This is a genomic window from Priestia megaterium, assembly GCF_041941685.1.
Taxonomy (GTDB): domain Bacteria; phylum Bacillota; class Bacilli; order Bacillales; family Bacillaceae_H; genus Priestia; species Priestia megaterium_C.
Genome location: NZ_CP130958.1, coordinates 3,256,105 through 3,283,051, shown reverse-complemented (window position 1 = coordinate 3,283,051; position 26,947 = coordinate 3,256,105). Strand labels below are relative to the sequence as shown.

36 protein-coding genes and 1 pseudogene are annotated in these 26,947 nt (G+C 39.9%); 31 read left to right on the top strand and 6 right to left on the bottom strand.

The features are described 5' to 3' along the window. Nucleotides 1–49: 49 nt before the first annotated feature. Together Q5794_RS17260 and Q5794_RS17255 are read left to right on the top strand one after the other, a co-directional pair. On the top strand, nucleotides 50–1,402 hold the full coding sequence (locus Q5794_RS17260; RefSeq protein ID WP_374988192.1) for an LLM class flavin-dependent oxidoreductase: 1,353 nt from the start codon (nucleotides 50–52) through the stop codon (nucleotides 1,400–1,402). Further along, entirely contained in the window at nucleotides 1,380–2,564 is a 1,185-nt protein-coding gene (locus Q5794_RS17255; protein WP_374988191.1) for a M20 family metallopeptidase, read from the top strand. The genes Q5794_RS17260 and Q5794_RS17255 overlap by 23 nt, the downstream gene beginning before the upstream one ends. Nucleotides 2,565–2,751: 187 nt before the next feature. Here the strand turns inward: Q5794_RS17255 and Q5794_RS17250 are convergent, their stop codons facing one another. Beyond that, entirely contained in the window at nucleotides 2,752–2,991 is a 240-nt protein-coding gene (locus tag Q5794_RS17250; RefSeq protein ID WP_374988190.1) for a hypothetical protein, read from the bottom strand. Between the two features lie 310 nt (nucleotides 2,992–3,301). On the opposite strand from Q5794_RS17250, the gene Q5794_RS17245 reads away from it, so the two are divergent. Beyond that, the gene (locus Q5794_RS17245) at nucleotides 3,302–3,847 is read left to right on the top strand and encodes a GNAT family N-acetyltransferase (protein WP_374989226.1); all 546 of its coding nucleotides are present in this window, start codon (nucleotides 3,302–3,304) and stop codon (nucleotides 3,845–3,847) included. Nucleotides 3,848–3,883: 36 nt separating this feature from the next. Here Q5794_RS17245 and Q5794_RS17240 read toward each other — a convergent pair whose 3' ends face one another. Next, nucleotides 3,884–5,272 (bottom strand): alpha/beta fold hydrolase, encoded by a 1,389-nt coding sequence (locus tag Q5794_RS17240; protein WP_374988189.1) that lies wholly within the window; start codon nucleotides 5,270–5,272, stop codon nucleotides 3,884–3,886. A gap of 164 nt (nucleotides 5,273–5,436) precedes the next feature. On the opposite strand from Q5794_RS17240, the gene ggt reads away from it, so the two are divergent. From ggt to Q5794_RS17225, 3 genes are all read left to right on the top strand, one after another. Continuing rightward, the gene (ggt, locus tag Q5794_RS17235; protein WP_374988188.1) at nucleotides 5,437–7,047 is read left to right on the top strand and encodes a gamma-glutamyltransferase; all 1,611 of its coding nucleotides are present in this window, start codon (nucleotides 5,437–5,439) and stop codon (nucleotides 7,045–7,047) included. A gap of 296 nt (nucleotides 7,048–7,343) precedes the next feature. Next, nucleotides 7,344–7,844, top strand: coding sequence for a CBO0543 family protein (locus Q5794_RS17230; RefSeq protein WP_374988187.1), 501 nt, complete (start codon nucleotides 7,344–7,346; stop codon nucleotides 7,842–7,844). Nucleotides 7,845–7,882: 38 nt separating this feature from the next. After that, a complete protein-coding gene (locus Q5794_RS17225) occupies nucleotides 7,883–8,494 on the top strand; it encodes a CBO0543 family protein (protein ID WP_214986025.1) in 612 nt (203 codons plus the stop codon). Between the two features lie 29 nt (nucleotides 8,495–8,523). On the opposite strand, the gene Q5794_RS17220 is transcribed toward Q5794_RS17225, so the two are convergent. Continuing rightward, nucleotides 8,524–8,862, bottom strand: a complete 339-nt coding sequence (locus Q5794_RS17220; protein WP_214986023.1) for a hypothetical protein — start codon at nucleotides 8,860–8,862, stop codon at nucleotides 8,524–8,526. 225 nt (nucleotides 8,863–9,087) lie between these two features. On the opposite strand from Q5794_RS17220, the gene Q5794_RS17215 reads away from it, so the two are divergent. The 5 genes from Q5794_RS17215 (at nucleotide 9,088) to Q5794_RS17195 (ending at nucleotide 12,058) form a co-directional block, all read left to right on the top strand. Then, nucleotides 9,088–9,270, top strand: a complete 183-nt coding sequence (locus Q5794_RS17215; protein ID WP_214986021.1) for a hypothetical protein — start codon at nucleotides 9,088–9,090, stop codon at nucleotides 9,268–9,270. A 33-nt stretch (nucleotides 9,271–9,303) separates the two neighbouring features. After that, complete coding sequence (locus Q5794_RS17210) at nucleotides 9,304–9,504, top strand: hypothetical protein (RefSeq protein ID WP_098382841.1); 201 nt, start codon at nucleotides 9,304–9,306, stop codon at nucleotides 9,502–9,504. 90 nt (nucleotides 9,505–9,594) lie between these two features. Beyond that, nucleotides 9,595–9,933 (top strand): zinc ribbon domain-containing protein YjdM, encoded by a 339-nt coding sequence (locus Q5794_RS17205; RefSeq protein WP_028409337.1) that lies wholly within the window; start codon nucleotides 9,595–9,597, stop codon nucleotides 9,931–9,933. 202 nt (nucleotides 9,934–10,135) lie between these two features. Beyond that, on the top strand, nucleotides 10,136–11,380 hold the full coding sequence (gene gltP / locus Q5794_RS17200) for a dicarboxylate/amino acid:cation symporter (RefSeq protein WP_214986019.1): 1,245 nt from the start codon (nucleotides 10,136–10,138) through the stop codon (nucleotides 11,378–11,380). Between the two features lie 198 nt (nucleotides 11,381–11,578). Further along, on the top strand, nucleotides 11,579–12,058 hold the full coding sequence (locus Q5794_RS17195; RefSeq protein WP_374988186.1) for a DUF2798 domain-containing protein: 480 nt from the start codon (nucleotides 11,579–11,581) through the stop codon (nucleotides 12,056–12,058). A 27-nt stretch (nucleotides 12,059–12,085) separates the two neighbouring features. Here Q5794_RS17195 and Q5794_RS17190 read toward each other — a convergent pair whose 3' ends face one another. Then, entirely contained in the window at nucleotides 12,086–12,955 is an 870-nt protein-coding gene (locus tag Q5794_RS17190; protein WP_374988185.1) for a LysR family transcriptional regulator, read from the bottom strand. Between the two features lie 109 nt (nucleotides 12,956–13,064). Here Q5794_RS17190 and Q5794_RS17185 point away from each other — a divergent pair, with 109 nt between their 5' ends. The 16 genes from Q5794_RS17185 to gvpU all read left to right on the top strand — a co-directional run bounded on the left by Q5794_RS17185 (nucleotide 13,065) and on the right by gvpU (nucleotide 22,279). Further along, the gene (locus Q5794_RS17185; RefSeq protein WP_328245393.1) at nucleotides 13,065–14,285 is read left to right on the top strand and encodes an MFS transporter; all 1,221 of its coding nucleotides are present in this window, start codon (nucleotides 13,065–13,067) and stop codon (nucleotides 14,283–14,285) included. 108 nt (nucleotides 14,286–14,393) lie between these two features. Continuing rightward, a complete protein-coding gene (locus Q5794_RS17180) occupies nucleotides 14,394–14,879 on the top strand; it encodes a general stress protein (protein ID WP_214986011.1) in 486 nt (161 codons plus the stop codon). Nucleotides 14,880–15,327: 448 nt separating this feature from the next. Next, a complete protein-coding gene (gene gvpA, locus Q5794_RS17175) occupies nucleotides 15,328–15,588 on the top strand; it encodes a gas vesicle structural protein GvpA (RefSeq protein WP_013058000.1) in 261 nt (86 codons plus the stop codon). A 60-nt stretch (nucleotides 15,589–15,648) separates the two neighbouring features. Beyond that, the gene (gene gvpT / locus Q5794_RS17170) at nucleotides 15,649–16,125 is read left to right on the top strand and encodes a GvpT/GvpP family gas vesicle accessory protein (protein ID WP_214986009.1); all 477 of its coding nucleotides are present in this window, start codon (nucleotides 15,649–15,651) and stop codon (nucleotides 16,123–16,125) included. 25 nt (nucleotides 16,126–16,150) lie between these two features. Beyond that, nucleotides 16,151–16,624, top strand: a complete 474-nt coding sequence (gene gvpQ, locus Q5794_RS17165) for a gas vesicle protein GvpQ (RefSeq protein WP_374988184.1) — start codon at nucleotides 16,151–16,153, stop codon at nucleotides 16,622–16,624. A 19-nt stretch (nucleotides 16,625–16,643) separates the two neighbouring features. Then, nucleotides 16,644–16,910, top strand: coding sequence for a gas vesicle structural protein GvpA (gene gvpJ / locus Q5794_RS17160; RefSeq protein ID WP_013057997.1), 267 nt, complete (start codon nucleotides 16,644–16,646; stop codon nucleotides 16,908–16,910). 83 nt (nucleotides 16,911–16,993) lie between these two features. Then, nucleotides 16,994–17,260 (top strand): gas vesicle protein GvpO, encoded by a 267-nt coding sequence (gene gvpO / locus Q5794_RS17155; protein ID WP_013057996.1) that lies wholly within the window; start codon nucleotides 16,994–16,996, stop codon nucleotides 17,258–17,260. Nucleotides 17,261–17,288: 28 nt separating this feature from the next. Beyond that, entirely contained in the window at nucleotides 17,289–18,215 is a 927-nt protein-coding gene (gene gvpN / locus Q5794_RS17150; protein WP_268575632.1) for a gas vesicle protein GvpN, read from the top strand. A 14-nt stretch (nucleotides 18,216–18,229) separates the two neighbouring features. Next, nucleotides 18,230–18,997, top strand: coding sequence for a GvpL/GvpF family gas vesicle protein (locus Q5794_RS17145; protein WP_374988183.1), 768 nt, complete (start codon nucleotides 18,230–18,232; stop codon nucleotides 18,995–18,997). A 1-nt stretch (nucleotide 18,998) separates the two neighbouring features. After that, nucleotides 18,999–19,265 (top strand): gas vesicle protein GvpG, encoded by a 267-nt coding sequence (locus Q5794_RS17140; protein ID WP_013057993.1) that lies wholly within the window; start codon nucleotides 18,999–19,001, stop codon nucleotides 19,263–19,265. Beyond that, nucleotides 19,266–20,075 (top strand): GvpL/GvpF family gas vesicle protein, encoded by an 810-nt coding sequence (locus tag Q5794_RS17135; protein ID WP_074895119.1) that lies wholly within the window; start codon nucleotides 19,266–19,268, stop codon nucleotides 20,073–20,075. A 17-nt stretch (nucleotides 20,076–20,092) separates the two neighbouring features. Then, nucleotides 20,093–20,380, top strand: a complete 288-nt coding sequence (locus Q5794_RS17130) for a gas vesicle protein (RefSeq protein WP_013057991.1) — start codon at nucleotides 20,093–20,095, stop codon at nucleotides 20,378–20,380. Further along, on the top strand, nucleotides 20,334–20,618 hold the full coding sequence (locus tag Q5794_RS17125; protein WP_057244333.1) for a gas vesicle protein K: 285 nt from the start codon (nucleotides 20,334–20,336) through the stop codon (nucleotides 20,616–20,618). Before Q5794_RS17130 ends, Q5794_RS17125 begins: the two co-directional genes overlap by 47 nt. Nucleotides 20,619–20,639: 21 nt before the next feature. Further along, nucleotides 20,640–20,942 (top strand): gas vesicle protein, encoded by a 303-nt coding sequence (gvpJ, locus tag Q5794_RS17120; protein WP_013057989.1) that lies wholly within the window; start codon nucleotides 20,640–20,642, stop codon nucleotides 20,940–20,942. Nucleotides 20,943–20,978: 36 nt separating this feature from the next. Continuing rightward, nucleotides 20,979–21,839: a GvpT/GvpP family gas vesicle accessory protein gene (gvpT, locus tag Q5794_RS17115; protein ID WP_374988182.1), complete on the top strand. Its 861-nt coding sequence runs from the start codon at nucleotides 20,979–20,981 to the stop codon at nucleotides 21,837–21,839. Nucleotides 21,840–21,862: 23 nt separating this feature from the next. Continuing rightward, nucleotides 21,863–22,279, top strand: a complete 417-nt coding sequence (gene gvpU, locus Q5794_RS17110) for a gas vesicle accessory protein GvpU (RefSeq protein WP_013057987.1) — start codon at nucleotides 21,863–21,865, stop codon at nucleotides 22,277–22,279. Nucleotides 22,280–22,309: 30 nt separating this feature from the next. Here the strand turns inward: gvpU and Q5794_RS17105 are convergent, their stop codons facing one another. Then, the gene (locus Q5794_RS17105; protein WP_374988181.1) at nucleotides 22,310–23,209 is read right to left on the bottom strand and encodes an AraC family transcriptional regulator; all 900 of its coding nucleotides are present in this window, start codon (nucleotides 23,207–23,209) and stop codon (nucleotides 22,310–22,312) included. 108 nt (nucleotides 23,210–23,317) lie between these two features. Here Q5794_RS17105 and Q5794_RS17100 point away from each other — a divergent pair. Then, nucleotides 23,318–24,237: pseudogene (locus Q5794_RS17100) on the top strand (DMT family transporter). A gap of 34 nt (nucleotides 24,238–24,271) precedes the next feature. Here Q5794_RS17100 and Q5794_RS17095 read toward each other — a convergent pair. Then, nucleotides 24,272–24,487 carry a hypothetical protein gene (locus Q5794_RS17095; RefSeq protein ID WP_214985996.1) on the bottom strand — a complete coding sequence of 72 codons (216 nt, stop codon included), beginning with the start codon at nucleotides 24,485–24,487 and terminating at the stop codon, nucleotides 24,272–24,274. Between the two features lie 273 nt (nucleotides 24,488–24,760). Here Q5794_RS17095 and Q5794_RS17090 point away from each other — a divergent pair, with 273 nt between their 5' ends. The 3 genes from Q5794_RS17090 (at nucleotide 24,761) to Q5794_RS17080 (ending at nucleotide 26,917) form a co-directional block, all read left to right on the top strand. Continuing rightward, nucleotides 24,761–25,696 carry an aldo/keto reductase family oxidoreductase gene (locus Q5794_RS17090; protein WP_230183359.1) on the top strand — a complete coding sequence of 312 codons (936 nt, stop codon included), beginning with the start codon at nucleotides 24,761–24,763 and terminating at the stop codon, nucleotides 25,694–25,696. Nucleotides 25,697–26,066: 370 nt separating this feature from the next. Continuing rightward, a complete protein-coding gene (locus tag Q5794_RS17085) occupies nucleotides 26,067–26,450 on the top strand; it encodes a MerR family transcriptional regulator (protein WP_025751010.1) in 384 nt (127 codons plus the stop codon). Nucleotides 26,451–26,470: 20 nt separating this feature from the next. Further along, entirely contained in the window at nucleotides 26,471–26,917 is a 447-nt protein-coding gene (locus Q5794_RS17080) for a GNAT family N-acetyltransferase (RefSeq protein ID WP_214985992.1), read from the top strand. Nucleotides 26,918–26,947 lie beyond the last annotated feature (30 nt).

Genomic DNA, 26,947 nt, shown 5'->3' with positions numbered 1-26,947 from the left:
ACAATCAAAGCATCTCTTTTTATTTGTCGTAAAAAGGAGGAAGTATACGTTGAGTAAAAAAAGAAAGCTAAAGCTAGGAGCAAATATTAAAGGCCTTGGAAGTACGACGGATGGATGGAGACATCCGGACGTAGAGCCTGATGCGAGCATTAATATTGAGTTTTATAAGAAACAAGCGCGTATATTGGAAAAAGGACTGTTCAGCTTTATCTTTATTGCGGATGGATTAGCCATATCTGAAAAGTCTATTCCTCACTTTTTAAATCGTTTTGAGCCAATTACGCTGCTGTCAGCTCTCGCTGCTTCTATGAGTCACATCGGACTAGTTGGGACGGTTTCAACAAGTTTCAGTGAGCCTTTTACAATCGCTCGTCAGCTGATGTCTCTTGATCATATAAGCGGCGGGAGAGCGGGATGGAACGTAGTTACTTCTCCGCAAGAAGGGGCAGCGCGCAATCACAGCAGAGGATATCTTCCTCTTCACAGCGAACGATACGAAATTGCAAAAGAGCATCTCGACGTAGTAAAAGGACTGTGGGATTCATGGGAAGACGATGCTTTTATCTATCAAAAAGAAACCGGTCAGTTTTTTGATCCAAAGAAAATGCATACGCTTGGATTTAAAGGCAAGCATTTTCAAGTTCAAGGGCCGTTAAATATTGCTCGTTCAAAGCAGGGACATCCGGTTGTGTTTCAAGCTGGTTCATCAGACCGAGGAAGAGGATTCGGAGCAGAGAATGCCGATGCGATTTATACAAATGCAAATACACTAGAAGAAGCGCAGGCATTCTATCAAGATATGAAAAATAGAGCAAAAAATCACGGGAGAAACCCTGAAGAACTTCTCATTTTTCCAAGTATTGATTTAATTATAGGAGATAGCGATGAAGATGTAGAAAGAATATATGGGGAGCTTGCTGCGCTAATTCCAATTGATCACGCCATTACATATTTAGCTCGTTTTTTTGATGATTACGACTTTCAACAATTTGACCTAGACGCACCGTTCCCAGAGTTAGGGGATATCGGAGCCAATGCCTTTCAAAGCACGACAAATAAAATTAAACAAGCGGCGGCGGCTCGAAAGTTAACGTTAAGAGAGGTCGCGCTTGAAACAATTTTGCCTCGTTCACCGTTTTCAGGAACACCTGAGCACGTAGCGAATGAAATGCAAAAATGGCATGAGCAGGGAGCAGCGGATGGATTTGTGCTTCGTCCGTTTATGAGCGATACGTTTCATCAATTTGTGGAAAAAGTAGTGCCTATCTTACAAGAGCGTGGGCTTTACGACACTTCATATGAAAGCAGTACGCTGCGAGGAAATTTGAACCTTTCCTTCCCAGCCAATCAATATAGTCAAACAAAGGAGGAGTATGTGTATGACAGTCAAATCAATCAGTGAATACAGCGTCACAGAAAGCTTAAAAAAGCAGGTAATTGAGTGGAGAAGACATTTTCATCGCTACCCTGAATTATCGTTTCAAGAACATCGAACGGCTCAGTTTGTTGAAGATACGCTTCGTTCGTTTGGAAGCTTTACCATTACTCGTCCTACATCAACAAGCGTGGTAGCTAGATTAATAGGAAAAGAAGAGGGAAAAGTAGTTGCGATTAGAGCGGATATGGACGCGCTGCCGATTGAAGAAGAAAACACGTTTGCATTTGCTTCGGTTCATAAAGGCGTGATGCATGCATGCGGACATGACGGTCACACGGCTATTTTATTAGGAGTAGCTTCTGTTCTTTCTCAGTTAGGAAATGAATTTAAAGGAGAAATCCGCTTGATTTTTCAACACGCAGAAGAGCTGCTGCCCGGGGGAGCGCAGGAACTTGTGAAAGAAGGCGTGATGGAAGGTGTGGATTATGTAATTGGCACGCATTTGAATTCTGGTCTTCCCGTCGGAGAAATCGGCGTGCTTGCAGGTCCTATGATGGCTTCGCCTGACACGTTTAATATATCGATTAAAGGAAAAGGAGGACACGCCGCAGCGCCTCATGAAACAGTTGATGCCATTGTGGTAGGAGCGCAAATTGTGACGAACCTTCAAACGATTGTTTCAAGAACGACCAATCCAATTGATAAATTAGTCGTATCGGTTACGCAATTTCACGGAGGAACTACGCACAATGTACTTCCTGATAAAGTGGAGCTTAACGGTACCGTTCGCAGCTTTGACGCGGCGCTGCGAGAAAAAGTTCCGGCACAAATTGACCGTATCGTAAAAGGGCTAACAGAAGCTTACGGTGCAGAGTACACGTTTACGTATGAAAAAGGCTATCATGCCGTCATTAACTCTGAAGAAATTACAAGGTTAATTGAAGAAACAGCTATCGCAGAATATGGAAAAGAACGTGTAAAGACGCTGTCTCCTAAAATGGGAGGAGAAGATTTTTCAGCTTACCTCCAGGAAACGGAAGGAGCATTTTTTAACATCGGAGCGCGAAATGAAGAACAAGGCATTGTATACCCTCATCACCATCCGAAGTTTACGGTAGATGAAGGCTCGCTTGAAGTTGGCGTAAAGATGTTTTTGCGCATAACAGAAAAGCTGTTGGCTCGTTAAAAAAAGAACAAGAACCTATTTGGTTCTTGTTCTTTTTTATGTATTCTTACTTCGTATCCTTATAATTCGTAGCAAATCCTGCTACAATTAAACCAACTAGACCCAGCACTCCTACAATAACGGTTATGATCACTATACTCACCTCAATCGCTCTTAATAATACGCTTCCATTTGTTTAATTTTACCATTAGTCTTCATGTGAAAGAAGCTTTTCTTTTAAAGGCTCTAGCTTCTTAAATTTTTGATCGTAGCTTTGTCGTTTTAACATGTCATTAGTGATGATTAGTGCATCTTCTCTACGCCCTGCATACAAGTAAGCTTCAATGACTTCGTCAAATCCTTCTGAGTAAGGAAATTTTTCATATTTTGCTAGTTTAAATGAGGCGTCGTAGTGTTTCGTTGCTTGTTCATACTGCTTTAGTTTCAAAAGCATACGCCCGTTTGCTAAATGTAAATCAGCTCGTTCTAAATCCGTAAGGGTATGGAGTTCGATCCCTTGGTTGCGTATATCAAGAGCATCTTCATATCGCTTTTTTCTTCTAGCTCAAACGCTTTCTCGTAAAAATGACCAAACTTCGTTAGCGGTCTTCTTGATTTATAGAACTTGTAAATGCCGTATAGGATCAAAAGCAGTAACCAAAGCAACTCGTTCAACTCTCTTTCTTTATGTATAATATTTATATTAAAGGAAATTAAATTCAGTTGATAGATTTATGAAAGACGCTTGGAGGAATATGATGGTCATTAACCAGCAAATCTATAATGTAAAAGGACTTCAGTACATCATTCGCTCAGCTGCCACTAACGATGCAGATGAATTGTCTCACCTTAGAGTTCAGCTAGACGGAGAAACGGAAAACTTAGATCGTGAACCAGGAGAAGGGTATATGGACGAATCCGATTTTGAAAAACTTATTCAACGTGACACAGAAAGTAAACGAAACTTATTTTTAGTAGCAAGTGTACATAATGAAATTGTCGGGTTTTCAAGATGCGAAGGTAATGACTTGAAACGATTTGCCCACAAAGTAGAGTTTGGCGTATGCATCGCAAAAGAATGTTGGGGATACGGAATTGGCAAAGAGCTTTTACAGCAGTCCATACTGTGGGCAGATAGCGCGGGCATGAAGAAAATGACGCTGAATGTGCTAGAGACCAATAAAAAAGCGATTGATTTATATACAAAGTTCGGGTTTGAAATAGAAGGGGTATTAAAAAATGACAAGCTGCTGTCAGACGGCAAGTACTATAGTACGGTGATGATGGGGAGGTTTAATGGATAAGAGAACATGGCGCTGGAAAAACAGCGCCTTGTTCTCTTATTTTTTAGTTTCACGAACCCATTTGACAATATCATCAACGACATAAGAAGGAATGTTGGCTGAAACAGCATATTCATCGGGCGTGCTTTTTTCACCAGTTCCTTCTGTGAAAAAGTGGTTGAGCTTTGGATAAAGCTTAAAAGAAGTGTCGGAACGCTGAGATAAGCTTTGTTTCCAGCCTTCAAAATCTTCGGTCGTTACTTGATAATCACGCGCTCCTTGTAAAAAAAGCAGAGGCGTGTCCTGAGATTTTGCGACTTCTGCAGGGTGCCAGTGAGCTAAGTCATACCAAAAATAAGGCGAGCCAAGCAGGAATTCTTTTGGCGGCTGAGCTGGTGAAAAGCTTGGGTCTTGTAAAATGGCAAACTGCTGCTGGAAAAAAGCAAGCTGTTCTTTCGGAAGCTGATTCAGCGATACAAGATAGGCAAATTGTTCAAGCATTAACTCTGGAAGTGTGCGGCTCGGTGCCGCAAGCAAAATAGAACCGCGCACGCTTTTATCCGGCGTGTGATTTAAAATTCTGGGCATCATCATGCCGCCTTGACTGTGTCCTAGCATAAAAATATTGCGGCTGTCGATGCCTTTTTGTTTCGCCATTGCTTTGACTGCGAGTACTGCATCATCCGTTGTTTCATCATCAACGTTTATTTTACTTTCACCGGACATCTTAGCTGTATGTTCGTATGTACGCTTATTGTAGCGTAAAACGGCGATTCCTTGAGAAGCCAGTCCTGAAGCCAGATCTCGAAACGGCTTTAAGCTCATAAACGTTTCATCTTGATCAGAAGGCCCTGATCCGTGAACTAATATGACAACGGGTACATTTTGGTGTTTTGAACGTGTTGGAAGAGTAAGCGTTGCTGGAAGTCCGTAAGGTGCTTTGCCGATTGAAAGCTGTTTTTCACTGTAGTTCTTAGGGGTGTCATAAGGCGGTGTGGAAAATGAAAACTGGCGCTCCTCCGGTACGATTCGCCAATCATCAATTTGACGATTTTGACTAAATCGAACGGTTAAAGTAGCTGATACGTGTTCAAATTCAATGGGCACTTCTATATTTCGATGAACGGTATTGACTTCACCTTGTACAGACGTACCAATCTTTTTTACAGAACCAAACTGAGCCGTTAGAGCTGACCACCATGTTTTTAGGTTGTTTTCACTCATTTTGGACTGCAGGCTGCGGGAAAAGTAGCGCTTAGCTTCTTTTGTTTTGCCGTTGGCCACATTCTTTAAAAATGCGTTTGCTCGTTTGACTTCAATTTTTGCTGAGTGATGAGCAGCATTTGCCGCTGCTTCAGCTTGAACAGGTGAAGTAGACACAGGGAGTACTTGAAGCCCGAGTGCTAAAGAAACAGCGAGTGGAAAGGCAGCTTTTATTTTTTTCATACATCATCCTCCTTGGCAATTCTTGTACTCTATCAGTATACCAATTTTAGGTAAAAGGAGTCATGTCATTCTAAGATAAAAAAAGCCGATGCGTTATAAATATGGTGAAATAAAGAAGTTATATTATTCGGAAAATTTAAATATCTGAAAAAGGAGGCGCTTTTATGACCTATGATCCGCATTATCATCCATATCCATCTTACCGAGTTCCCGTTTATGCAAAAAAAGGAATGGTATCCACATCTCAGCCGCTCGCAGCGCAGGCAGGCCTAGATATTTTAAAAAAAGGCGGCAATGCCATTGATGCAGCAATCGCCACAGCGGCGAGCCTTACCGTATTAGAGCCTGCGTCAAATGGAATTGGAGGAGATGCGTTTGCGCTTGTTTGGACAAATAATCAGCTGTTCGGATTGAACGCTAGCGGACCTTCTCCGCAGTCTATTTCCATTGATGCGCTGAAGGAAAAAGGATACAAAGACATCCCTAAGTACGGAATGATTCCCGTTACGGTTCCCGGGGCTCCGGCTGCTTGGGCTGCTTTATCGAAGCGATTTGGTAAACTGCCTCTTTCTCAAGTGCTGCAGCCTGCCATTCAATATGCCAAGGAAGGCTTTCCGCTAGCGCCTACTCTCGCTAAACAATGGAAACAAGCTTACGATACGTTCAAACGAATACATACAAGCGAAGAATTTGAATCGTGGTTTCAAACGTTTGCCCCAAACGGACGAGCACCAAAAGCAGGAGAAATGTGGTCATCTATTGATCATGCTCGTACGCTTCAGCTCATTGGCGAAACAGATGCAGAAGCGTTTTATAAAGGTGAGCTTGCGGATCGTATTGATGCATTCAGCAAAAAATATAGCGGCTTTTTATCCAAGGAAGATTTGGCTGCTTACGAACCGGAGTGGGTGAATCCTATTTCCGCTCACTACCGGGGGTATGATGCATGGGAAATTCCTCCGAACGGTCAAGGGCTTATCGCATTAATGGCATTAAATATCGTAAAAGGCTTTGAGTTTCAAGAAAAAGATGCCGTGGATACGTATCATAAACAAATAGAAGCGATGAAGTTTGCGTTTGCGGACGGGGAAAAATACATTACGGAAGAAGCAAAAATGAGCGTGTCTGTTAGCGAACTGCTGTCTGATACCTATGTAAGCTATCGCCGCGGCCTTATAAAAGAACATGCCCTGCAGACTGAAGCCAGAGAACCTGTCGGAAGCGGAACGGTGTATTTAGCAACGGCTGATGAAGAAGGAAACATGGTTTCGTTTATTCAAAGCAATTATATGGGCTTTGGTTCTGGAATCGTTGTGCCAGAAACGGGAATTGCCTTGCAAAACCGCGGCCGCAATTTTTCAATGGACCCTGATCACGATAACTGTCTTGCTCCTAATAAAAAAACGTTTCATACCATTATTCCAGGCTTTCTCACTAAAAATAATGAGCCCGTAGGACCGTTTGGCGTGATGGGAGGTTTTATGCAGCCGCAGGGACATATGCAAGTCGTCATGAATACGATTGACTTTCAGCTTCATCCTCAAGCTGCTTTAGACGCACCAAGATGGCAGTGGAAAAAAGATAAAACGGTGCTTGTGGAACCAGCTTTTCCCTCACACGTAGCACAAGCGCTTGAACGAAAAGGACATAAAATTGAAGTAGCTGTTGATTCAATGGCATTTGGGCGCGGACAGATTATTTGGAGAGATCCTGAAAGCGGCGTGCTATGCGGAGGAAGTGAATCACGAACCGATGGATTTGTAGCTGGATGGTAACGTTAAAAAAACACAATAGGTGAAGGAGGAAGCCCGTACTGATTAGAGTTGGGCTTTTTTCATGTCTCAACCATATGTATAAATCTCTTCAAAGAACTTAAAACTAAAACAAACATTTACGTATGTATGGATAGAGTGAACTTAGGGGTTATGTACGGGAAATTTATATTAGACGCTGCTGCGTATCTTTATAAATTAACATAAGCAATAATTGAGCATGGTGAGAACAGCCGTCTCAAGCTGCCAATTGACATGAAGGTAGGCTAACAACACTTGGTGAAAGGAGCGAAAAGGTGATGGGAAATAAAAAGTTTGAAGTGAAATTTTTACGTGTAATGCTACTTATCGCCCTGGGGATTCTCCCTTTTTTATTTAGAAAACCACCAATTAAAGATTGGCTGCTGGCCTATGTATTTAACGCCTTAACAAATGGTATTATTGATAAATTTATTGTAACCCACGGCCTTCTTCGATATCCAACTCGCTTATTGAAAAAACAGTTTAGAATTAACGTGTTGTTCGACTTTTTGCTGTATCCTATGATATCCGTCATGATTAACCAGGCTACGTATTACGATAAAGGGTTAAAAGTTTTATATAAAATTGTGATTTTTACGATCCCGATGTTTTTTATTGAATTATGGGCTGAAAAACGAACGAAGCTCATCGAGTGGAAAACAGGCTGGATGTGGTACCACACTTTTACTAGCGTAACGTTAAAATCGTATCTTAACCGAATGCTGATTGGATGGATTCGAAAAATTGAAAAGAAGCAGGAAGAAACGAAAATACAATAGCAGAGATTCTAAAAAAGACGTTAGAGAGGTGAACAAAGGTGCATATTTCTGTCCTTCTATGGCTGATTTTTCAAAATATCCATAAGAAAACGTGGAACAAAATACGCAAGCTGTATGCTGGGGTTTTATACGTGAGCTTTTTTAATATTCTCTACTACTTTTTATGTAATGATAAATTGCTTTGGGATTTTAAATCTTCTCATCTTTCATTAAAAGTACTGCGTATTTTACACCTTATGTTCATTACGCCTCTCATGATTTTGTCGTTCTTAGCTACTTATCCGTCTACACTCGCTAAGCAGGTGAAATATATTACAAAATGGGTATGTACAGCTTCGTTTGTAGAATGGGTTGGGCTCAGGTGTAAAGGGATTACATTTAGGCACGGCTGGCATTTGGGGTGGTCAGCACTTATTTACGTAATGATGCTTATCTTCTCGAGAGGGTTTCAAAAAAAGCCTTTTGCGGTCTTACTGCTCTCGGTTTTAGCAACAGTGGTTCTCAGCGTTATCTTTAAAGTTCCCGTGAGCAAACGGATGCTAAAACATCCGCTGAAACGAATATTGACTCGGCCTTTAAAAGATCATGTGACTCAAGCTGTTGCGAATAAAGTAAAGCGAAAATGCCTGCTTCTCAAGCTGTTCTCGTAAGTTCCTGCTCTCTGTGAAGAGCAGGTTTTTTAGCTTACTGGAGGAATAACGTCCGTCAGCAGCAGAATGAAAAAAATCAGGCCCACTCCCGTAAAGCTTAAAGAAGCAAGAAAATAAGCCGTCCAGCGCAAACGAAACGGATTGTGTTCAATATTGGCCCCAGACATCAACCTCATGGAATGAGTTTTATAGTGAGAATGAGCGCTGTTGCTTCCGCTGCTTGAAAACCAAAAAGTCAAAACTGAAAACAAAAGTCCGCTAAAAAACATAAGCTCAATAAAGCGGATAGACAAGAATGATGAGCACGCATAGGTTAATCCAACTTCAATAAGCAGTGTAATAACAAAAATAAGCTGAGTTCTCTTCAAAAAATCCCCCCTTTTTTTCTCTGTATCTACTTTTCATTATACGATAATTTACATGTATAAAAAGTCTCAAAAATGCTTTTATTATGATATAATGGTAATAAATGTATTGTTGAAAGGTATTCAAAATCTGTATGCATTACGATTATAAGCTCTTTTATAATGATGAGACTTACTATATACGCTGCGCTTAGCTTCAAGTGCATAGAATGAAAGTGAGGAGTGTGTATGGACTTAGGAGAGACTGTGATTGCGATACTAGCAGCGGGAGCCCTGCTGTTATACGGGACGTTAGAGCTTTGGTTTGCGCCTCGTAATTCTTCCTTTTTTAAAGGGTGGAAGCAAAAACTAGCCGTCATTTTACCGTTATACGGAGTTACATTTGGCATATGGTTCGTGTTTTTTTCGTAACAAAAAAAGGCTTACAAAAAGGAGGAATGAAAAATGGAAATCAATTCATACCTCATTCGGTTTTCATGTATGCTGATGCTCATGTTCGGAGGATTATTTATTATACGGTATGTAAAAACAGGTGACCTTTATTTAGATCAGCTTCTTGTCTTTGGAGCAGGTTTTGTTCTGTTTATCGGCTCACTTATTTGGAAAAGAAAACATCAGCAGCAAGGAAATAGAAAAGCTTGTTAATATTACAAAATTATGACAGTATAAAACAGAGAAAAAACGTAATCTCGTAATCGTACCATTGGTTACGAGCTGCTGCTGGAGGAAAAGAAAATGAATGTACCTAATTGCCCAAGCTGTCAATCACAGTATACATATGAAGATGGAAACCTGTTCGTCTGCCCGGAGTGTGCGCATGAATGGAGGCAAGATGAAAAAACAGAAAGTACGGAAGAACAGCTTACTGTAAAAGATGCAAACGGGAACCTTTTAAAAGACGGAGATTCAGTTACCGTCATCAAAGACTTAAAAGTAAAAGGAAGCTCATCGGTTGTAAAAATCGGAACGAAAGTAAAAAGCATTCGTTTAGTAGAAGGCGATCATAACATCGACTGCAAAATTGACGGATTTGGAGCGATGAGCTTAAAATCTCAGTTTGTTAAAAAAGCATAAGAATTAAAAAAAGCCAGGATGAAGATCAACTTCACTCTGGCTTTTTTCTATGTGTTTTAACTGATAAAGCGAAATATATAGACCAATTTGTCTATTTTAGAAGGAATCTAGCTAAATGTCCCGAACTTACTTAAAGTGTCTGAGGATTTGGATATTAATGGAATGGATGTCCATTTCATGAAGGCAAAAAGGAGGGAGAAATGTGAAAAAGTTTTTAGCGTTTCAAATTTTAATTGCATTAGTAATCGGAGCTGTTATCGGACACTTCTTTCCGGACTTCGGGATGGCTTTAAGACCGGTAGGGGACGGGTTTATCCGCCTCATTAAAATGATTGTGGTGCCGATTGTCTTTTCAACCATCGTCATAGGTGCTGCGGGAAGCGGCAGTATGAAACAAATGGGGAGTCTAGGGTTAAAGACGATTATTTGGTTTGAAATCATTACTACCATCGTATTAGGAATTGGGCTGCTGTTAGTGAATTTGCTAAAGCCCGGAGTAGGCCTCGATCTTTCTCATCTTGTTAAAAAAGATATCGGTGAATTGTCTCAGTACACCGATAAAGTCGTGGATTTTAAACAAATGATTTTAAACATCATTCCAACGAATATCGTAGATGTGATGGCAAAAAATGATTTGCTGGCCGTGATTTTCTTTGCTATTTTATTCGGTGTTGCCGCTTCAGGAGTTGGTAAAGCATCCGAACCTGCAATGAAATTTTTTGAATCCACGGCTAAAATTATGTTTAAATTAACGCAAATTGTTATGGTCACAGCACCTCTTGGTGTACTAGCGCTAATGGCTGCATCTGTGGGCCAATACGGTATTGCACTTCTGCTTCCAATGCTAAAGCTAATTGGAACCGTGTTTTTAGGTCTTTTTATTATTTTATTTGTTTTATTTCCTCTTGTTGGGTTTTTATTCAAATTCAACTACTTTGAAGTATTCAAAATGATTTGGGATTTGTTTCTTATTGCGTTTTCAACAACAAGTACGGAAACGGTGCTGCCACAGCTGATGGAACGGATGGAAAAGTACGGATGTCCTAAACGAGTTGTGTCGTTTGTTATTCCGTCGGGCCTGTCGTTAAACTGTGATGGATCCACGCTGTATTTATCCGTTTCATGCGTCTTTTTAGCACAGGCTTTTAACATCGATATGCCATTAACTCAGCAATTATTTATGATGCTTATACTCGTGATGACAAGTAAAGGAATTGCGGCTGTCCCGTCAGGTTCACTTGTTGTTCTTTTAGCAACAGCCAACGCAGTAGGTCTGCCGGCTGAAGGAGTGGCAATTATTGCAGGAGTGGACCGCATTATGGATATGGCCAGAACAGGAGTCAACGTTCCAGGCCACGCGATTGCCTGTATCGTCGTCTCAAAATGGGAAAAAGTATTTCGAGCCCAAACGCCCATCCCGCCCGGGTCGCACACGGAATCTCTATAAAATGAACCCCCGCTTTAGTCCATAAAGCGGGGGTTTTTGTTTACGTTTCAAAGGTGCAGACTAGAGTGGTTTGTCATAGTCAGCCCTCCACAAAAAGAGGAGCAGCCGCTTGCAAATGTTCACAAAATGTTCACTTACGAAGAAGGAATGTAAAAAGCTATACTAAGCCAAGTAAAAAACATGAAAAGGATGAGGAATGTGCCAACAACTAAAAAAGAAAGTATGTATTTTGGAATGATGATGTGCGGAGGGATGGTGCTTGTGATGACGATGTATAATATGTTAATAAATGATGTCATCGGGCATATCACGCTTGCAGAAGGTATTTTGAACTTGGTTATCACGTTTGTAGTCGCAATGGCTGTCGAAACTTTTTTCGTTGGTCCCGTAGCAAAAAAAGTAGCATTTTCACTGCCGTTTGATAAATCGAAACAGTTAAAAGTCGTGTTGATTTTGTCATCATGTATGGTGATCGGAATGGTGCTTTGCATGTCTGTATACGGGTTAATTACGATGTCACTTACAAAAGGTTTAGACGGAGAGCCGCTTCTTTCAAGCTATGCATTGATCGTTATGAAAAACTTTATCGTGGCATACCCGCTTCAGCTTCTCATCATGGGTCCTTTAGTTCGCGGACTGTTTATGAAGTTTGTGAAAAAGAATCCGGCAGCTGCTTAAGTCAAAACCCTAAGAACGCATATTTTCTTAGGGTTTTGTTATGCAAAGCTGTTTGGTAAGAAGAGAAGAAAATTCACGTAAAGCCGCCGATACAAAGGTATCTTTTCGCGTAATAAAAAAAGTGGAAACCTTTCTATACGGTTCTGGCAGCGGAGTTAACGTTAATGAATGGTCGTGATTAGATACAATGGATTTCATCATTACAGCTACGCCCATACCTGCTTTTACACACCCAATAATCGCTTCAATTGTGCCAAATTCTAATATGCGTTTTGGAAACACGCCTTCTCTTGTCAGCAGCATTTCTAACGTATGTCGATATGCGCATCCGCTGCTGAAAGCTAATAGATTCAGATCATTTAGGCTGTAAAGAGACGGAAGAGGATGGCGGCTCACAAGTACAAGCTCTTCATTTTGAATAAATAATGTGTTTACATCCGGATGTTCACAGGTGCCTGCAACGAATGCTCCTTCAAGTTTTCGTTCTAAAACCAGCTGAATAAGAACATCGGTTGTATGTGTTTCTAGGATGAAGTCTACATCAGGGTAGGCAGTGCAATAAGTAAATAGAAAAGGCGGTAAACGAAGAGCCGCAGTAGATTCAGTTGCACCTATTTTTAAAGGCCCTATCGGTGTGTGCGCACTGCTTTGCACAGTTGCCGTGGCTTCATTGGTTAAACGAAGAATTTCTTCAGCATAACGACGCAAAAGCTCTCCGCTAGAAGTTAAAGTGACGCCTTTACCGCTTCGTTGGAATAGCTGTGTACCCAGCTCAGCTTCTAATTGCTGAATTCGCATCGTGACATTCGACTGCACGTAGCTTAAGCTTTTGGCTGCCTTTGAAATATTTTTTCCTTCTGCTACCGTTGTAAAAACAAGCAAATCTTTTATATCCATAAAATCTCCTCCTTCAGCTATCATTTTTATTGATGACTTTTATCTTTATTCCTTATTTTACATGATATCGCCGCTTCTCTACACTGAAAGTAGAGGTGGAGGAGAGAAAATGAGCAGACAAAAAGCTTCTTATAAGTGGATGATTTTATTTATTGCCACTCTTTCTCAGGCATGTGCAACGTTTGTCACCTACGGGGCGGGGCCATTGGCCGCGTTTTGGCAAAGACTATATGATTTATCGCAGTTTCAAACAGGACTGCTCGTATCAGCTGTTCAAATTGGCCCGATTTTTTCCATGTTGCTTTTTGGAAACTGGATGGATCGTTATGGAGAAAGGTGGCTTGTAGGGGGAGGATCTATTTTGCTGGGGGTAAGCATGCTTTTTGCCTATAGAGCTGATCATTATATGTATTTAACAGGTGTGCTTCTCGCAGCAGGCGTGTGGTATGGAACAGCACAGCCAGGAGGAAGCAAAGCAGTGGTGAAGTGGTTTCCTTCTCATCATAGAGGCCTTGCCATGGGGATTCGGCAAACGGGGATACCGATTGGAGGCGCTGTCGCTTCAGCAGCATTACCGCTGCTGTTTCATCAATACGGGTGGCATGGGGCTGTTCTCGTACAGGCAGCGGCAGCTATCGGAGGAGGCCTTCTTTTTTTTGTGTTCTACCGAGAGCAATCATCATCGTCAGAAAAAAAAGAAACATTTACGCTTCGTCAAAAAATCAAGCGCATTTCTCAAGATAAAACGCTCTATCCGCTGTTTTTTGTAGGTGTTTCAATGATTTCTCTTCAAATCATTATCGTTGCGCACTTTATGAGCTATTTAACGAAAGCCATAAAGATGGATTTTGCTTCAGCGGGCATCCTGCTGAGCATCACACTGTTAGGCGGAATGGTGGGGAGAATTGTTTTAGCTTGGGTAAGTGATTATGTGTATAACGGAAATCGAAGAACTCCTTTGCAAGCGACGGTTTGGATGACTGCAGGACTAACAATAGTTATTTCTTATATTGGATTTAATTTGCCTTTTTGGCTACTAACTGCTTTTTGTTTTAGCCTTGGCTTTTTTGCAATTGGCTGGTTTAGTTTGTTTATCGTGTTAATAGCAGAAAAAGCGGATGATCGTTTTATTGGTTTAACGGTAAGCATTGCGTTAACGCTCAATCAATTTGCCATCGTGCTCGCACCGATTTGGTTTGGGCTCCTTGTGGATTGGCTCCGGAGCTATGCGTTGGCTTTTAGTACGGTTGCATGTTTCATTGCTTGTGGAGGAATATGGTTAAAAAAAGAGCGAGTTCATTCATTTTTAAATAAAAACGTCACTAAATGAAAAGTGATTTAGGGCTATTTATTTAAGAATAAAGAAGACCTCGTACTCTCTAAAACGTTTCAAAGCCATACTCCCGGGTACACACAACATTAATGAGGAGGAGATAGTATGGAAGCAAAAGCAAAGAATGTTGTGGGGGTATACGAAACGGAACAAGAAGCAATTCAAGCTGTAGAGAGTTTGAAAAAAGAAGGGTATACATCAGAAGAGATATCTATCATCGGCAAACATAAAAAGACCAAAAAAGTTCAGAAAGAAACGAATACAAAAGCAGAAGGGGCAGCAACTGGAGCACTTACCGGAGGTACGATAGGGAGCTTGACCGGAATATTAGCAGGTGCCGGCGCACTTGCCATACCGGGAATAGGCCCAATTGTGGCGGCTGGTCCAATTGTAGCTACATTAACAGGTGCGGCAGCTGGTGCGAGCGTAGGAGGTCTGTCTGGTATTTTAGTCGGTATGGGAATTCCAAAACAGCAGGCCGAACAATATAATGATTCACTCAAAGAAGGCAGCTTGCTTGTTTTAGTAGACAAAGAAGATTCAGATCATGATGGAAACCCGAAAGCGCCTTTAACCGGAATGATTTTATAGAACGTATGATTTATAGAAGAAATCTGCCGCAGTGCGGCAGATTTTTTTATGCGCTGATTTTGTTTAAATATATTTAACGGACAACAATATTCCATAAGAGTTAAAAATATCAAAATATGTCGTGGTGCACCGAGTGATAATATGCCTTAAATTATAATGTAATATTATTGTAATAATAATGTATTTATTGTTTTGTTTTGGAATTGGAATTTCGACGAAAGCTTTAACAATAGGATTCATGCACGAAATACATCCGTAAATTAACTGTTAATTATTATATATAGTAGAATAATTTTCTAATTTATTTTCATGAATTACTTTTTAGCAAATTATTCATGTTTGAAAGAAGGCTAAAAAGTATATTTCAAAAGTATGTTTACTTAAAAAGTTAAGCAGGATGATTAGTAGCATCATTCATTTAGCTAAATTTCGAAAGGAGCTGCTAAAAATGAGTATTCAAAAAAGTACAGATAGTTCTAGTTTAGCGGAAGTGATTGACCGAATTCTCGACAAAGGGATTGTCATCGATGCTTTTGCTCGAGTATCACTCGTAGGAATTGAAATTTTAACGATTGAAGCAAGAGTCGTTATTGCAAGCGTCGATACGTGGCTTCGCTACGCAGAAGCCGTCGGGTTATTAACCGACAAAGTAGAGGAAGAAGGGCTGCCTGGCCGAACAGAGGAGCGAGGAGCAGGGCTTAGCTTTTAAGTCTTTTAATCATTAAAAAATCCATTAAATAAATAATAATAAGAGAAAAGAGGATGGGACATGACAACAACTGATCAAAATGAAAAACAACAAAATCAGCAGCAAGAAGAAAAAACGCAAAACTCTTTAAATCTTGCCATTTTAGGAGGCGTAGTAGGAGCGGGAATTGGACTTCTTTCGAGTCCGCAAACGAGTAAAAAAGTACTCAGCCGCTTAGGACAATCAGAAATTGTACGTGCCACAGGACAAGAGTTAAGAAGAAACGCACAGGATATTCTAACGCAGCAAGCGATGGGAGCGTTAAGACAGACGGCTACAGGCTATCTTGAAAAAGACAATTTAAGCAAGCTGCTGGCACCTAAAAAGAAAAAAGAAGATGCATCAAATGAACAGGGAGATTCGCAGGAAGAAGTCAGCCAAAGCGCAGAAATGGAAACGTCTCAGTACGAAGAGCTAAAAGAAGAAAATAAAAATATGAACGACCAACTGCAGCGCATTGAAGAGATGCTAAACAAACTCATGGACGCGAAGAAGTAAGATATCCGTCCTGAAGGGGAATTTCATGGATAAAAAAGATGTGGAGAAAGCAGCCTTAAAAGCAGGAAAAAAGATCATCGATCATACGCCTGAACCTGTTAAGGAAAAGGTAGAAGAAAAGGTTAAAGAAAAAGCGAAAGAAAAATTTGTCGAAAAAACTGAAGGGAAACTGCAGGAAAAAGCAAATGAAGCGTCAGAAAAACTGCAGGAAACAAAAGAAAAAAATGCCCAAAAGGTACACGGCAAAGGGGAAGAAGCAAAAGAAAAGCTCCAAGACGTCTTATTATCAGTAAAAGATAAGCTTAGTGATATGAAAGAAGCTGGAGAAAACTTTCAAGAAAGAGTTTCTTCTTCAGACGATAAAGAGAAGTCAAAAAATAAGCGGAAAATAAAAGGCGTAAATCAGATTAAAAAAGCAACGGATATTAAAAGCTCTACTAAGATTAAAAGTTCCACTGATATTAAATCATCTACAGATTTAAAAACAATGGGATCATAAGCGAAAGGAGAAATGAGATATGTCTATTCAAAAAAGTACTAATAGTTCAAGTTTAGCAGAAGTCATTGACCGTATTTTAGATAAAGGAATTGTTATTGATGCTTTTGCAAGAGTTTCTGTTGTAGGAATTGAAATTTTAACGATTGAAGCGCGAGTGGTTATTGCCAGTGTTGATACATGGTTACGCTATGCAGAAGCAGTAGGGCTTCTTCGTGACGATGTAGAAGAAAACGGTCTTCCTGAACGTTCAAATTCAAGTGAAGGGCAGCCGCGTTTTAGTATTTAATATGAAGTGATATGGAACCTTCCTTTTTTGAGGGTGGTTCCAGATTTTAGACTTTTAGATCTAACTATTGGAGGCTACTAAAAATGGAAATTAAAAAAATTATGCAAGCCGTGAACGACTTTTTCGGTGAACACGTAGCTCCTCCTCATAAAATTACCTCGGTGGAAGCTACTGAAGATGAAGGCTGGAGAGTTATTGTTGAAGTCATTGAAGAACGAGAATACATGAAAAAATACGCAAAAGATGAAATGCTCGGAACATACGAGTGCTTTTTAAATAAAGAAAAAGAAGTCATTTCATTCAAACGACTCGACGTCAGATATAGAAGCGCCATTGGCATTGAAGCATAAAAGATAAGATGGCAGGAGGAACGTAAAAATGACCGTCTTAACAGACAAAAGGAAAAAAGGCAGTGGAGCTTTTATACAAGATGACGAGACAAAGGAAGTTCTTTCAAGAGCGCTGAGCTATTTAAAATCCGGCTATTCCATTCATTTTACAGGTCCTGCCGGAGGAGGCAAAACCTCTTTAGCACGAGCGCTTGCTAAAAAGAGAAAGCGTCCTGTAATGCTGATGCACGGGAATCACGAGCTCAACAACAAAGATTTAATTGGCGATTTTACGGGATACACGAGCAAAAAAGTAATCGACCAGTATGTTCGTTCTGTCTATAAAAAAGATGAACAAGTGAGTGAAAACTGGCAGGATGGCCGATTGCTTGAAGCTGTAAAAAATGGCTATACGCTGATTTACGACGAATTTACTCGTTCTAAGCCTGCGACGAATAATATCTTTCTATCGATATTAGAAGAAGGCGTGCTGCCGCTGTATGGAGTAAAAATGACCGATCCTTTTGTGCGCGTGCATCCCGATTTCCGTGTCATCTTCACAAGCAATCCAGCTGAGTATGCCGGCGTATATGATACGCAAGATGCGCTTCTTGACAGGTTAATTACCATGTTTATTGACTACAAAGACATCGACAGAGAGACAGCAATTTTAACGGAGAAAACGGACGTGGAAGAAGACGAAGCGCGCACAATTGTAACGCTCGTAGCAAACGTGCGACACCGTTCTGGAGACGAAAACAGCAGCGGACTTAGCCTGCGGGCTTCGCTTATGATCGCTACCCTTGCCACGCAGCAAGACATTGCTATCGATGGAAATGACGAAGATTTTCAAACGTTATGTATCGATATTTTACATCATCCGCTTACCAAATGTTTGGATGAAGAAAATGCAAAAAGTAAAGCCGAAAAAATCATTTTAGAAGAATGTAAGAATATAGACACTGAAGAAAAGTAAAGGAGCTTGAAAACATGAGTGAAACACACGAAACAGGTATTTATATTTTTAGCGCCATTCAAACGGATAAAGACGAAGAATTTGGCGCCGTGGAAGTAGAAGGAACAAAAGCTGAAACATTTTTGATTCGCTACAAAGACGCGGCCATGGTAGCAGCTGAAGTACCGATGAAAATTTATCATCCTAATCGCCAAAATTTATTAATGCATCAAAACGCAGTAGCAGCGATTATGGACAAGAACGATACGGTTATTCCAATCAGCTTTGGGAATGTATTCAAATCCAAAGAAGACGTAAAAGTTCTTTTGGAAAACCTTTATCCGCAGTTTGAAAAGCTGTTTCCAGCGATCAAAGGAAAAATTGAAGTCGGTTTAAAAGTAATCGGGAAAAAAGAATGGCTTGAGAAAAAAGTAAACGAAAATCCTGAACTTGAAAAAGTATCAGCATCTGTAAAAGGAAAATCAGAAGCAGCGGGTTATTATGAGCGTATTCAGCTTGGGGGAATGGCTCAAAAGATGTTTACTTCTCTGCAAAAAGAAGTTAAGACAGATGTGTTTTCTCCGCTCGAAGAAGCAGCGGAAGCAGCAAAAGCAAATGAGCCAACGGGCGAAAAAATGCTTTTAAACGCGTCTTTCTTAATTAACCGAGAAGATGAAGCGAAGTTTGATGAAAAAGTGAATGAAGCGCATGAAAACTGGAAAGACAAAGCCGATTTTCATTACAGCGGCCCTTGGCCTGCTTATAATTTTGTAAACATTCGCCTAAAAGTAGAAGAGAAATAACGTGCTTCACAAATTAGTAACCGCACCTATTAATCTTGTAGTGAAAATCGGCGAAAAAGTACAGGAAGAAGCTGATAAACAGCTATATGACCTTCCGACGATTCAGCAAAAACTTATTCAGCTTCAAATGATGTTTGAGCTTGGTGAAATTCCAGAAGAAGCGTTTCAAGAAAAAGAAGATGAGCTGTTAATGAGGTACGAAATCGCGAAACGCAGAGAAATTGAACAATGGGAAGAGCTAACACAAAAAAGAAATGAGGAATCCTAGATGGGAGAATTACTGTATTTATACGGTTTAATTCCAACAAAAGAAGCAGCATCCATAGAGCCGTTTCCATCTTATAAAGGGTTTGACGGAGAACATTCACTGTACCCAATAACGATTGATCAGGTGACGGCTGTAGTTTCTAAGCTAGATGCTGACACCTATTCACAAGAAGTGATTAAAGAAAAAATGGAGCAGGATATGAGCTGGCTGCAGGAAAAAGCTTTTCATCATCACGAGACGGTAGCCGCTTTGTACGAAGAATTTACGATCATTCCATTAAAATTTTGCACCCTTTATAAAAGTGAAGAAAGTCTGCAAGCAGCTATTGAGATTAACAAAGAAAAGATAGAGAATTCACTGAAGCTGCTTCGAGGAAATGAAGAGTGGAACGTGAAGATTTACTGTGATGATACGGAGCTTAAAAAAGGGATCAGCAAAACAAATGAAAGCGTGAAAGCGAAAAAAGAAGAAATTAGTCACTTATCACCAGGAAGACAGTTTTTTGAAAAGAAAAAAATAGATCAGCTGATTGAAAAAGAATTAGAACTTCACAAAAACAAAGTATGTGAAGAGATACATGACAAGCTTAAAGAATTATCGCTTTATGACTCTGTTAAAAAGAATTGGAGCAAGGACGTAACGGGCGCAGCTGAACAGATGGCGTGGAACAGCGTGTTTCTTCTCCCGTCTCTGCAGATCACTAAGTTCGTAAACGAAATAGAAGAGCTTCAGCAAAAGCTTGAAAATAAAGGCTGGAAATTTGAAGTGACGGGACCATGGCCGCCCTATCATTTCTCGAGCTTTGCGTAAAGTGAGGAATTAACATTATGTCTCTTAAACAATCCATGGAGAATAAAGATATTGCTCTTATTGATATTTTAGATGTGATTTTAGATAAAGGAGTCGCCATTAAAGGAGACTTAATCATTTCCATAGCCGGCGTCGATTTAGTGTATTTGGATTTGCGGGTGCTTATTTCTTCGGTTGAAACGCTGGTGCAAGCAAAAGAAGGAAATCGCAAACCAATCACTTCTGAACAATTTGATAAACAAAAGGAGGAATTAATGGATGCAACCGGTCAGCCAAGCAAATGGACGAATCCACTTGGATCCTGATCAAGCTGAACATGGCTTAGCGCAGCTTGTGATGACAGTTATTGAGCTATTGAGGCAAATCGTTGAACGTCATGCCATGAGGCGGGTGGAGGGTGGAACGTTGACGGATGAACAAATTGAAAACTTAGGAATTGCACTAATGAACTTAGAAGAAAAAATGGACGAGTTGAAAGAGGTGTTCGGTCTGGATGCAGAAGATTTAAATATTGATCTTGGACCGCTAGGCAGCCTGCTTTAAGCGGTCAGTAGGAGGAACAGTATGGCAGTCGAACATAATATGCAGTCAAGTACGATTGTAGATGTGCTCGAAAAGATTTTGGATAAAGGAGTTGTTATAGCGGGGGACATCACCGTAGGAATTGCAGATGTCGAGCTATTAACGATAAAGATCCGCTTGATTGTGGCTTCGGTTGATAAGGCAAAAGAAATCGGCATGGACTGGTGGGAAAATGATCCGTATCTCAGTTCAAAAGGAGCCAATAACAAAGCGCTCGAAGAAGAAAATAAAATGCTGCATGAGCGGTTAAAAACGCTTGAAGAAAAAATAGAAACGAAACGTTAAAAACTGTACGCTACTTAAAAAACGGAGGGATTTACAATGGCAACTGAAACAAAATTAGATAACACACAGGCAGAAAACAAGGAAAATAAAAATACGGAAAACGGTTCAAAAGCAAGCAAAACAACAAGCAGCGGGCCAATCAAACGAGCGGTAGCAGGAGGTATCATCGGTGCAACGATTGGATATGTATCTACCCCTGAAAATCGAAAAAGTCTTCTTGACCGCATTGATACAGACGAATTAAAAAGCAAAGCATCGGATTTAGGAACAAAGGTAAAAGAAAAATCAAAAAGCAGTGTGGGCAGCCTGAAAACATCTGCGGGAAGCTTGTTTAAAAAAGATAAAGATAAATCAAAAGATGATGAAGAAAACGTAAATTCTTCTAGTAGCGAAACAGAAGACGATAACGTTCAAGAGTACGACGAGTTAAAAGAAGAAAATCAAACTCTTCAAGATCGCTTATCACAGCTTGAAGAAAAAATGAACATGCTTGTTGAGCTTAGCCTCAATAAAAATCAAGACGAAGAAGCGGAAGATACAGATACCGACGAAGAAGAGAGCGATGAGAACGAAGAAAACGAGCAGGATGATGAAAACGAAGAAGAAACATCTAAGCCTCGTAAAAAGAATAAAAAAGAAGCTGAGCAAGAAGAGGAAGAAGAAAGTGAAAGTGACGAAGACAGCGAGGAAGAAGAGGAAGGTTCTCGCTCAAACAAAAAAAATAAAAAAGTAAAAACAGAAGAAGAAGACGAAGATGAAAGCGAAGAAGAAAAAAAGGAAGCGAAACCAAAAAAGTCAACAGCTAAAAAATCAAAAAATACAAAAGCAAAGAAAAACACGGATGAAGAAGATGATGACACAACATCTCTTTCTAGTGAAGACGATACAACAGCCTAAGGCGTAAAGGAGGAAAGAAAGACATGAGTACAGGCCCTTCTTTTTCAACTAAAGACAATACGCTTGAATACTTTGTGAAAGCTTCTAATAAACACGGCTTTTCACTTGATATTTCATTAAATGTAAACGGCGCTGTGATTTCCGGTACCATGATTTCAGCAAAAGAATACTTTGATTACTTAAGCGAAACGTTTGAAGAAGGCAGTGAAGTGGCTCAGGCGCTAAGCGAACAATTCTCTTTAGCAAGCGAAGCGAGCGAATCAAACGGAGAAGCAGAAGCCCATTTTATTCACTTGAAAAATACAAAGATTTACTGTGGAGACAGTAAATCTACTCCTTCTAAAGGCAAGATCTTTTGGAGAGGGAAAATAGCAGAAGTAGACGGGTTTTTCTTAGGAAAGATTTCTGATGCAAAGTCAACGAGTAAAAAGAGTTCATAAAAAACGGCGGGGTGATTGCCCCGCCGTTTTTTAGTGATGTGATGAGATGTGCAGATTCTTTTTTCGATACATGAGCGGAGTCATCTTCATTTCTTTTCGAAACTGATTAATAAAATAGCTTGTACTATTAAATCCTACTTGATAGGCCACGTCCGTCACATTTGCTTCTGCTTGCTGCAGCATAACTAAGCTTTGCTGAATTCGATAGTTTAATACATAGGTCAAAGGCGATTTTTTTAACATTTTCTTAAAATATCGACAGCATTCAGAACGGCTCAATTGTCCGGCTTTGGCAATATCATCGAGCGGAATCTTTTCAGCAAAGTGCAAATGAATCCAATTAAGCATTTGCTTCATCCGCTGATTTTTGATCATTTCTTTTTCATTGTATTTCAGCTGCAAACCGTTAAGAATTAAATTTTTCCACAGTATGCTGAGTTCAGAGGCAATCTCTATTTCATAGTGGTGTAGCTGCTTATGAATCCATGTGTGTATCTTATGTATAGACTCTAACACGTTATTTCCCCAGGCTTGCTTTGGACTGATGAATAAATGTGATAGATTCGTTGCATGAATGTAGGGATAAACGTAATTTGTGAAAAGTTCTTGCGGCACAAGAAAATGAGGAGAAACATTTAAACAAATGTACACGCAGCCGTATTTGTTTATATCTTCAGTCATATGAAGACATCCGCTGTTAATAAACAGTCCGTAGCCTTGTTTGACAGTCACTGTTTTTTCATTTATTTGAAAAGACGCATCACCTTTTATAACCAATACAAATTGAAGCTCATCATGCCAGTGAAGAGGGATGTAGCCGTTTATGTGATCGCCGATTGTCGTTTGATAACATGCTACTGGCAGCTCAACGGTGCGATGGGTCGTTAGCTCTTTTAAGTTTTCATCAATTTTAAAATGGGCTGCTGGCATACATGGTCACCTCAATATATTTATATTTTTTAATGCAATATGCGTATTTTCCGCCCCGTTTTTCACTTATTATAACACTATTCTTATAATAAAAGTGAGGGATGAAAGATGAACGATCTTAGCAGAAAAAAAGGGTTCTTCTTTGTAACAACTGGAGCTATATGTTGGGGGATGGGAGGAACGGTTGCTCAAAAGCTTTTTCAAGAATTTGAAATCAGTGTAGACTGGCTTGTTTCAGTACGGCTGCTCATTGCGGGTTTTTTGCTGCTAATGATTTCATGTATAAAAAATAATCGTTCTCACGTATTTGGAGTATGGAAGAACCGAAAGTCAGCTTTTCAGCTCGTCGTTTTTGCCATAGTTGGTATGCTCGCCGTTCAGTATACGTATATGGCTTCTATTAAGCATGGAAATGCAGCAGTAGCTACGCTGCTGCAGTATTTATCACCGGTGATGATTATCTTTTATTTACTTTTGCGCAAGCAGTCTATATTTACGCGACAAGACGTCATCACTGTTCTGCTGGCACTGGGGGGCTGCTTTTTTTATTAACAAACGGCTCTATTTCTCAGCTGTCTGTTCCTGTATCTGCCGTTGTTTGGGGAGTGCTGTCAGGTGTAGCAGCAGCATTTTATACGCTGTATGCCGTGCCGCTGATCAAAAAGTACAGTTCGCTTGTCATCGTTGGCTGGTCAATGGTAATTGGGGGAAGCGTAATGAGCTTTATTCATCCTCCTTGGGAAGCGTCAAGCTTATCACCAATAACCTGCGGATATATTTTATTTGTCATTATTTTTGGCACGATGCTTGCTTTTTGGTTTTATGTAGAAAGCCTGCAAAGTCTTTTACCTAAAGAAACGAGTTTGCTTGGAAGTTTAGAGCCTTTAGCCGCTGTTATTACAACCGTTGTTTGGCTGAAAGAGCCTTTTGGTTTTTATCAATGGATAGGCACAGCTTGTATTATTGGATTAGTTCTATTACTCACACAAACGAAACAAGCATCTTCTGAGACGACACTTTCAGCATAAATAGGGGCTTGCTAAAAGAAGAAGAAAACCAATGTCACTTTGCCGCCGAATCTGTAGAAACTCGTGTGACTTTTAAAATCTTTACATATTGAATAAACACTCTTTCTTTTGTAGAGACATTTAATTTAGCAAGTCTTGATGCGTCATCTCGGTTTTTAGCAGATTCTATCACAAAAGTTCCTTTGATTTTGGCTTCATCTTTTAGAACGGAATACTGTATTTCAAATCGTTTTGCTTTCGTTTTCTGCATAGTGATTGATAAGCTCCTTTGCCTGATAGATTAATGTATTGCTATGAAATAAGCTTCGATAAAAAGGAAGAAAAGAACGTAACATATACTACTAAATGAAATGCAGAGCGGCAGTGACTTTTATCACACCACAACCTAGTATTTCATCTTTTTACCAAAAAAGATAGGGTGTTTTACCGTCGCTGCTTATAAAATCTTTTATTCTTTCTGCTTGACCTAGAGTTAACTCTATGGTTTATCTTGTAGTAGTATCATTTCAAGGAGGGGCTTTATATGAAGTATCATACAATTGCTAATACTGACTTACACGTATCAAATTTAATTATGGGAAATATGCGTTTAACAGAGCTTTCTTTACAAGAAGCAGAGAAGCTAATCCGCACAGCAATGGAAGAAGAAATTAACTTTTTTGACCATGCTGACATTTACGGTCCTGATTATGTAGGACAATGCGAAGAGTATTTTGCAAACGCTATACAAATGAATTCAAGTCTTCGTGAGAAAATGGTGATTCAAAGTAAATGCGGCATTAACGCAGCGGAAAATTACTATGACTTTTCAAAGAAGCATATTATAGACTCTGTTAACGGCAGCTTAGAGCGTTTGAAAACAGATTACTTAGATCTTTTATTACTTCATCGCCCAGATCCATTAATGGATCCTGAAGAAGTAGCAGAAGCGTTTAATGAGCTTCAAAGCAGCGGAAAGGTACGTCACTTTGGTGTGTCGAACCACAACCCAGCGCAAATTCAGCTGCTTGAAAAATATATCAACCAAAAGCTTGTCGTAAACCAAGTGCAGTTCAGCATCGCACATACGCCAATCATAGACTCTGGTATTTCTTTAAATATGGGCATCGACCAAGCTGTGAACCGCGACAGCAGCGTGCTTGAATATTGCCGTTTAAATGATATAACGCTTCAAGCATGGTCGCCATTCCAAAACGGATTTTTCGAAGGACCTTTCCTCGGCGATAAAGAGAAATTTGGAAAGTTAAACGAAGTGATTGATCGCATCGCAAGTAAATATAGCGTAACGAATACAGCGATTGCCGTTGCATGGATCACAACTCATCCTGCAAATATTCAAGTAGTGCTTGGTACTACAAATATTCAGCGTATGAAAGATGCAAGTAAAGGTTCAGAAATCAAGTTAACGCGCGAAGAGTGGTACGATATTTATAAAGCCGCTGGCAACATGGTGCCTTAAGCTCTGCAGTTCTTAAAATAAAGCAGGTAACTCCGTTCGGATATGGAACGGAGTTACCTGCGTTTTACGATAAGTAACTACTGGTTAAGCTAGAAAAAGATTTAGCAGCAGCTCAATTATTTTTGTGACGCCAAGACCTAACAAAAAGGCAATAAAACCGCCAATTACAATGGTAAGCATCATGTGAGCAGTATTCATCGTATTCATCCTTTCAGGTTTAAATATATGTTGCTTGCTGCTTGTACAAAAAAACTGCAGCATAAAGAGCTCAATGAAGAAGACTATAAAAGAATAAATCCTCGAGATAACTAGAGGTCAAGACAAACTCATCATGTTTTTCTGAGAAGTTTAAGGTGTAGGAGGAAGCAGTATGACGTATACCATTTCACAAGTTGCAAAGAAATTGAACGTTACAATTTATACCATTCGCTATTATGATAAAGAAGGGCTTTTTCCATTTTTAGATCGTACAGCGTCAGGGAATCGTATTTTTAAAGAACAAGATATTGAATGGATTGATTTAATTTGCTGCTTAAAAAGCACAGGTATGCAAATCAAGGACATTCGGACGCTTATTGAAAACTGTACGCTTGAAAATGCCGTGCTTGATAAAAGTCTGCAAATGCTGATGGATCATAAAAAAGCGGTACAAAAAGAAATCGAAGAAATCCATCACAAGCTTGAGACGATTGATTATAAAATTAAGCACCTGCCGGAAATGTATGAGCGAATTGTTAACAAGCCTTCAAACTAAACAAAAAAGGAAGCGTAAAAATGATCGAAAAAGTAGTACCTCTCAATGGAGAGAATATGCAGCAGTGCATTAACTTGTATATGAATGTATTTACAAAAAAACCTTGGAATGAGCCGTGGACAGAGAAATCAGCTAGAGAAAGGCTGATTGATTTACTAAACACACCTAAATTTATGGGCTATTTATTTTATGACCAAGGAGAGTTGATTGGAATGATTGCAGGTCACGCAAAAAAATCATACAGCGGTATGACCTTTTACGTCGCCGAGCTTTGCGTCAGCGCAAGCGTGCAGGGAAAAGGGTACGGTTCAGCTATCTTAAGCCGGTTTGAGAACGAACTTCAAAGACACGATATCAACAGCTTGTATCTCTTGACGGCGACTGGAGGAGCTGCACAGGCTTTTTATGAAAGAAATGGCTATACTGTCAATGATCAGCGCGTTGTCTTGAAAAAAACGTTTGTTTAATGTTTAGCATCTACATAGAGCAGGAAGAGA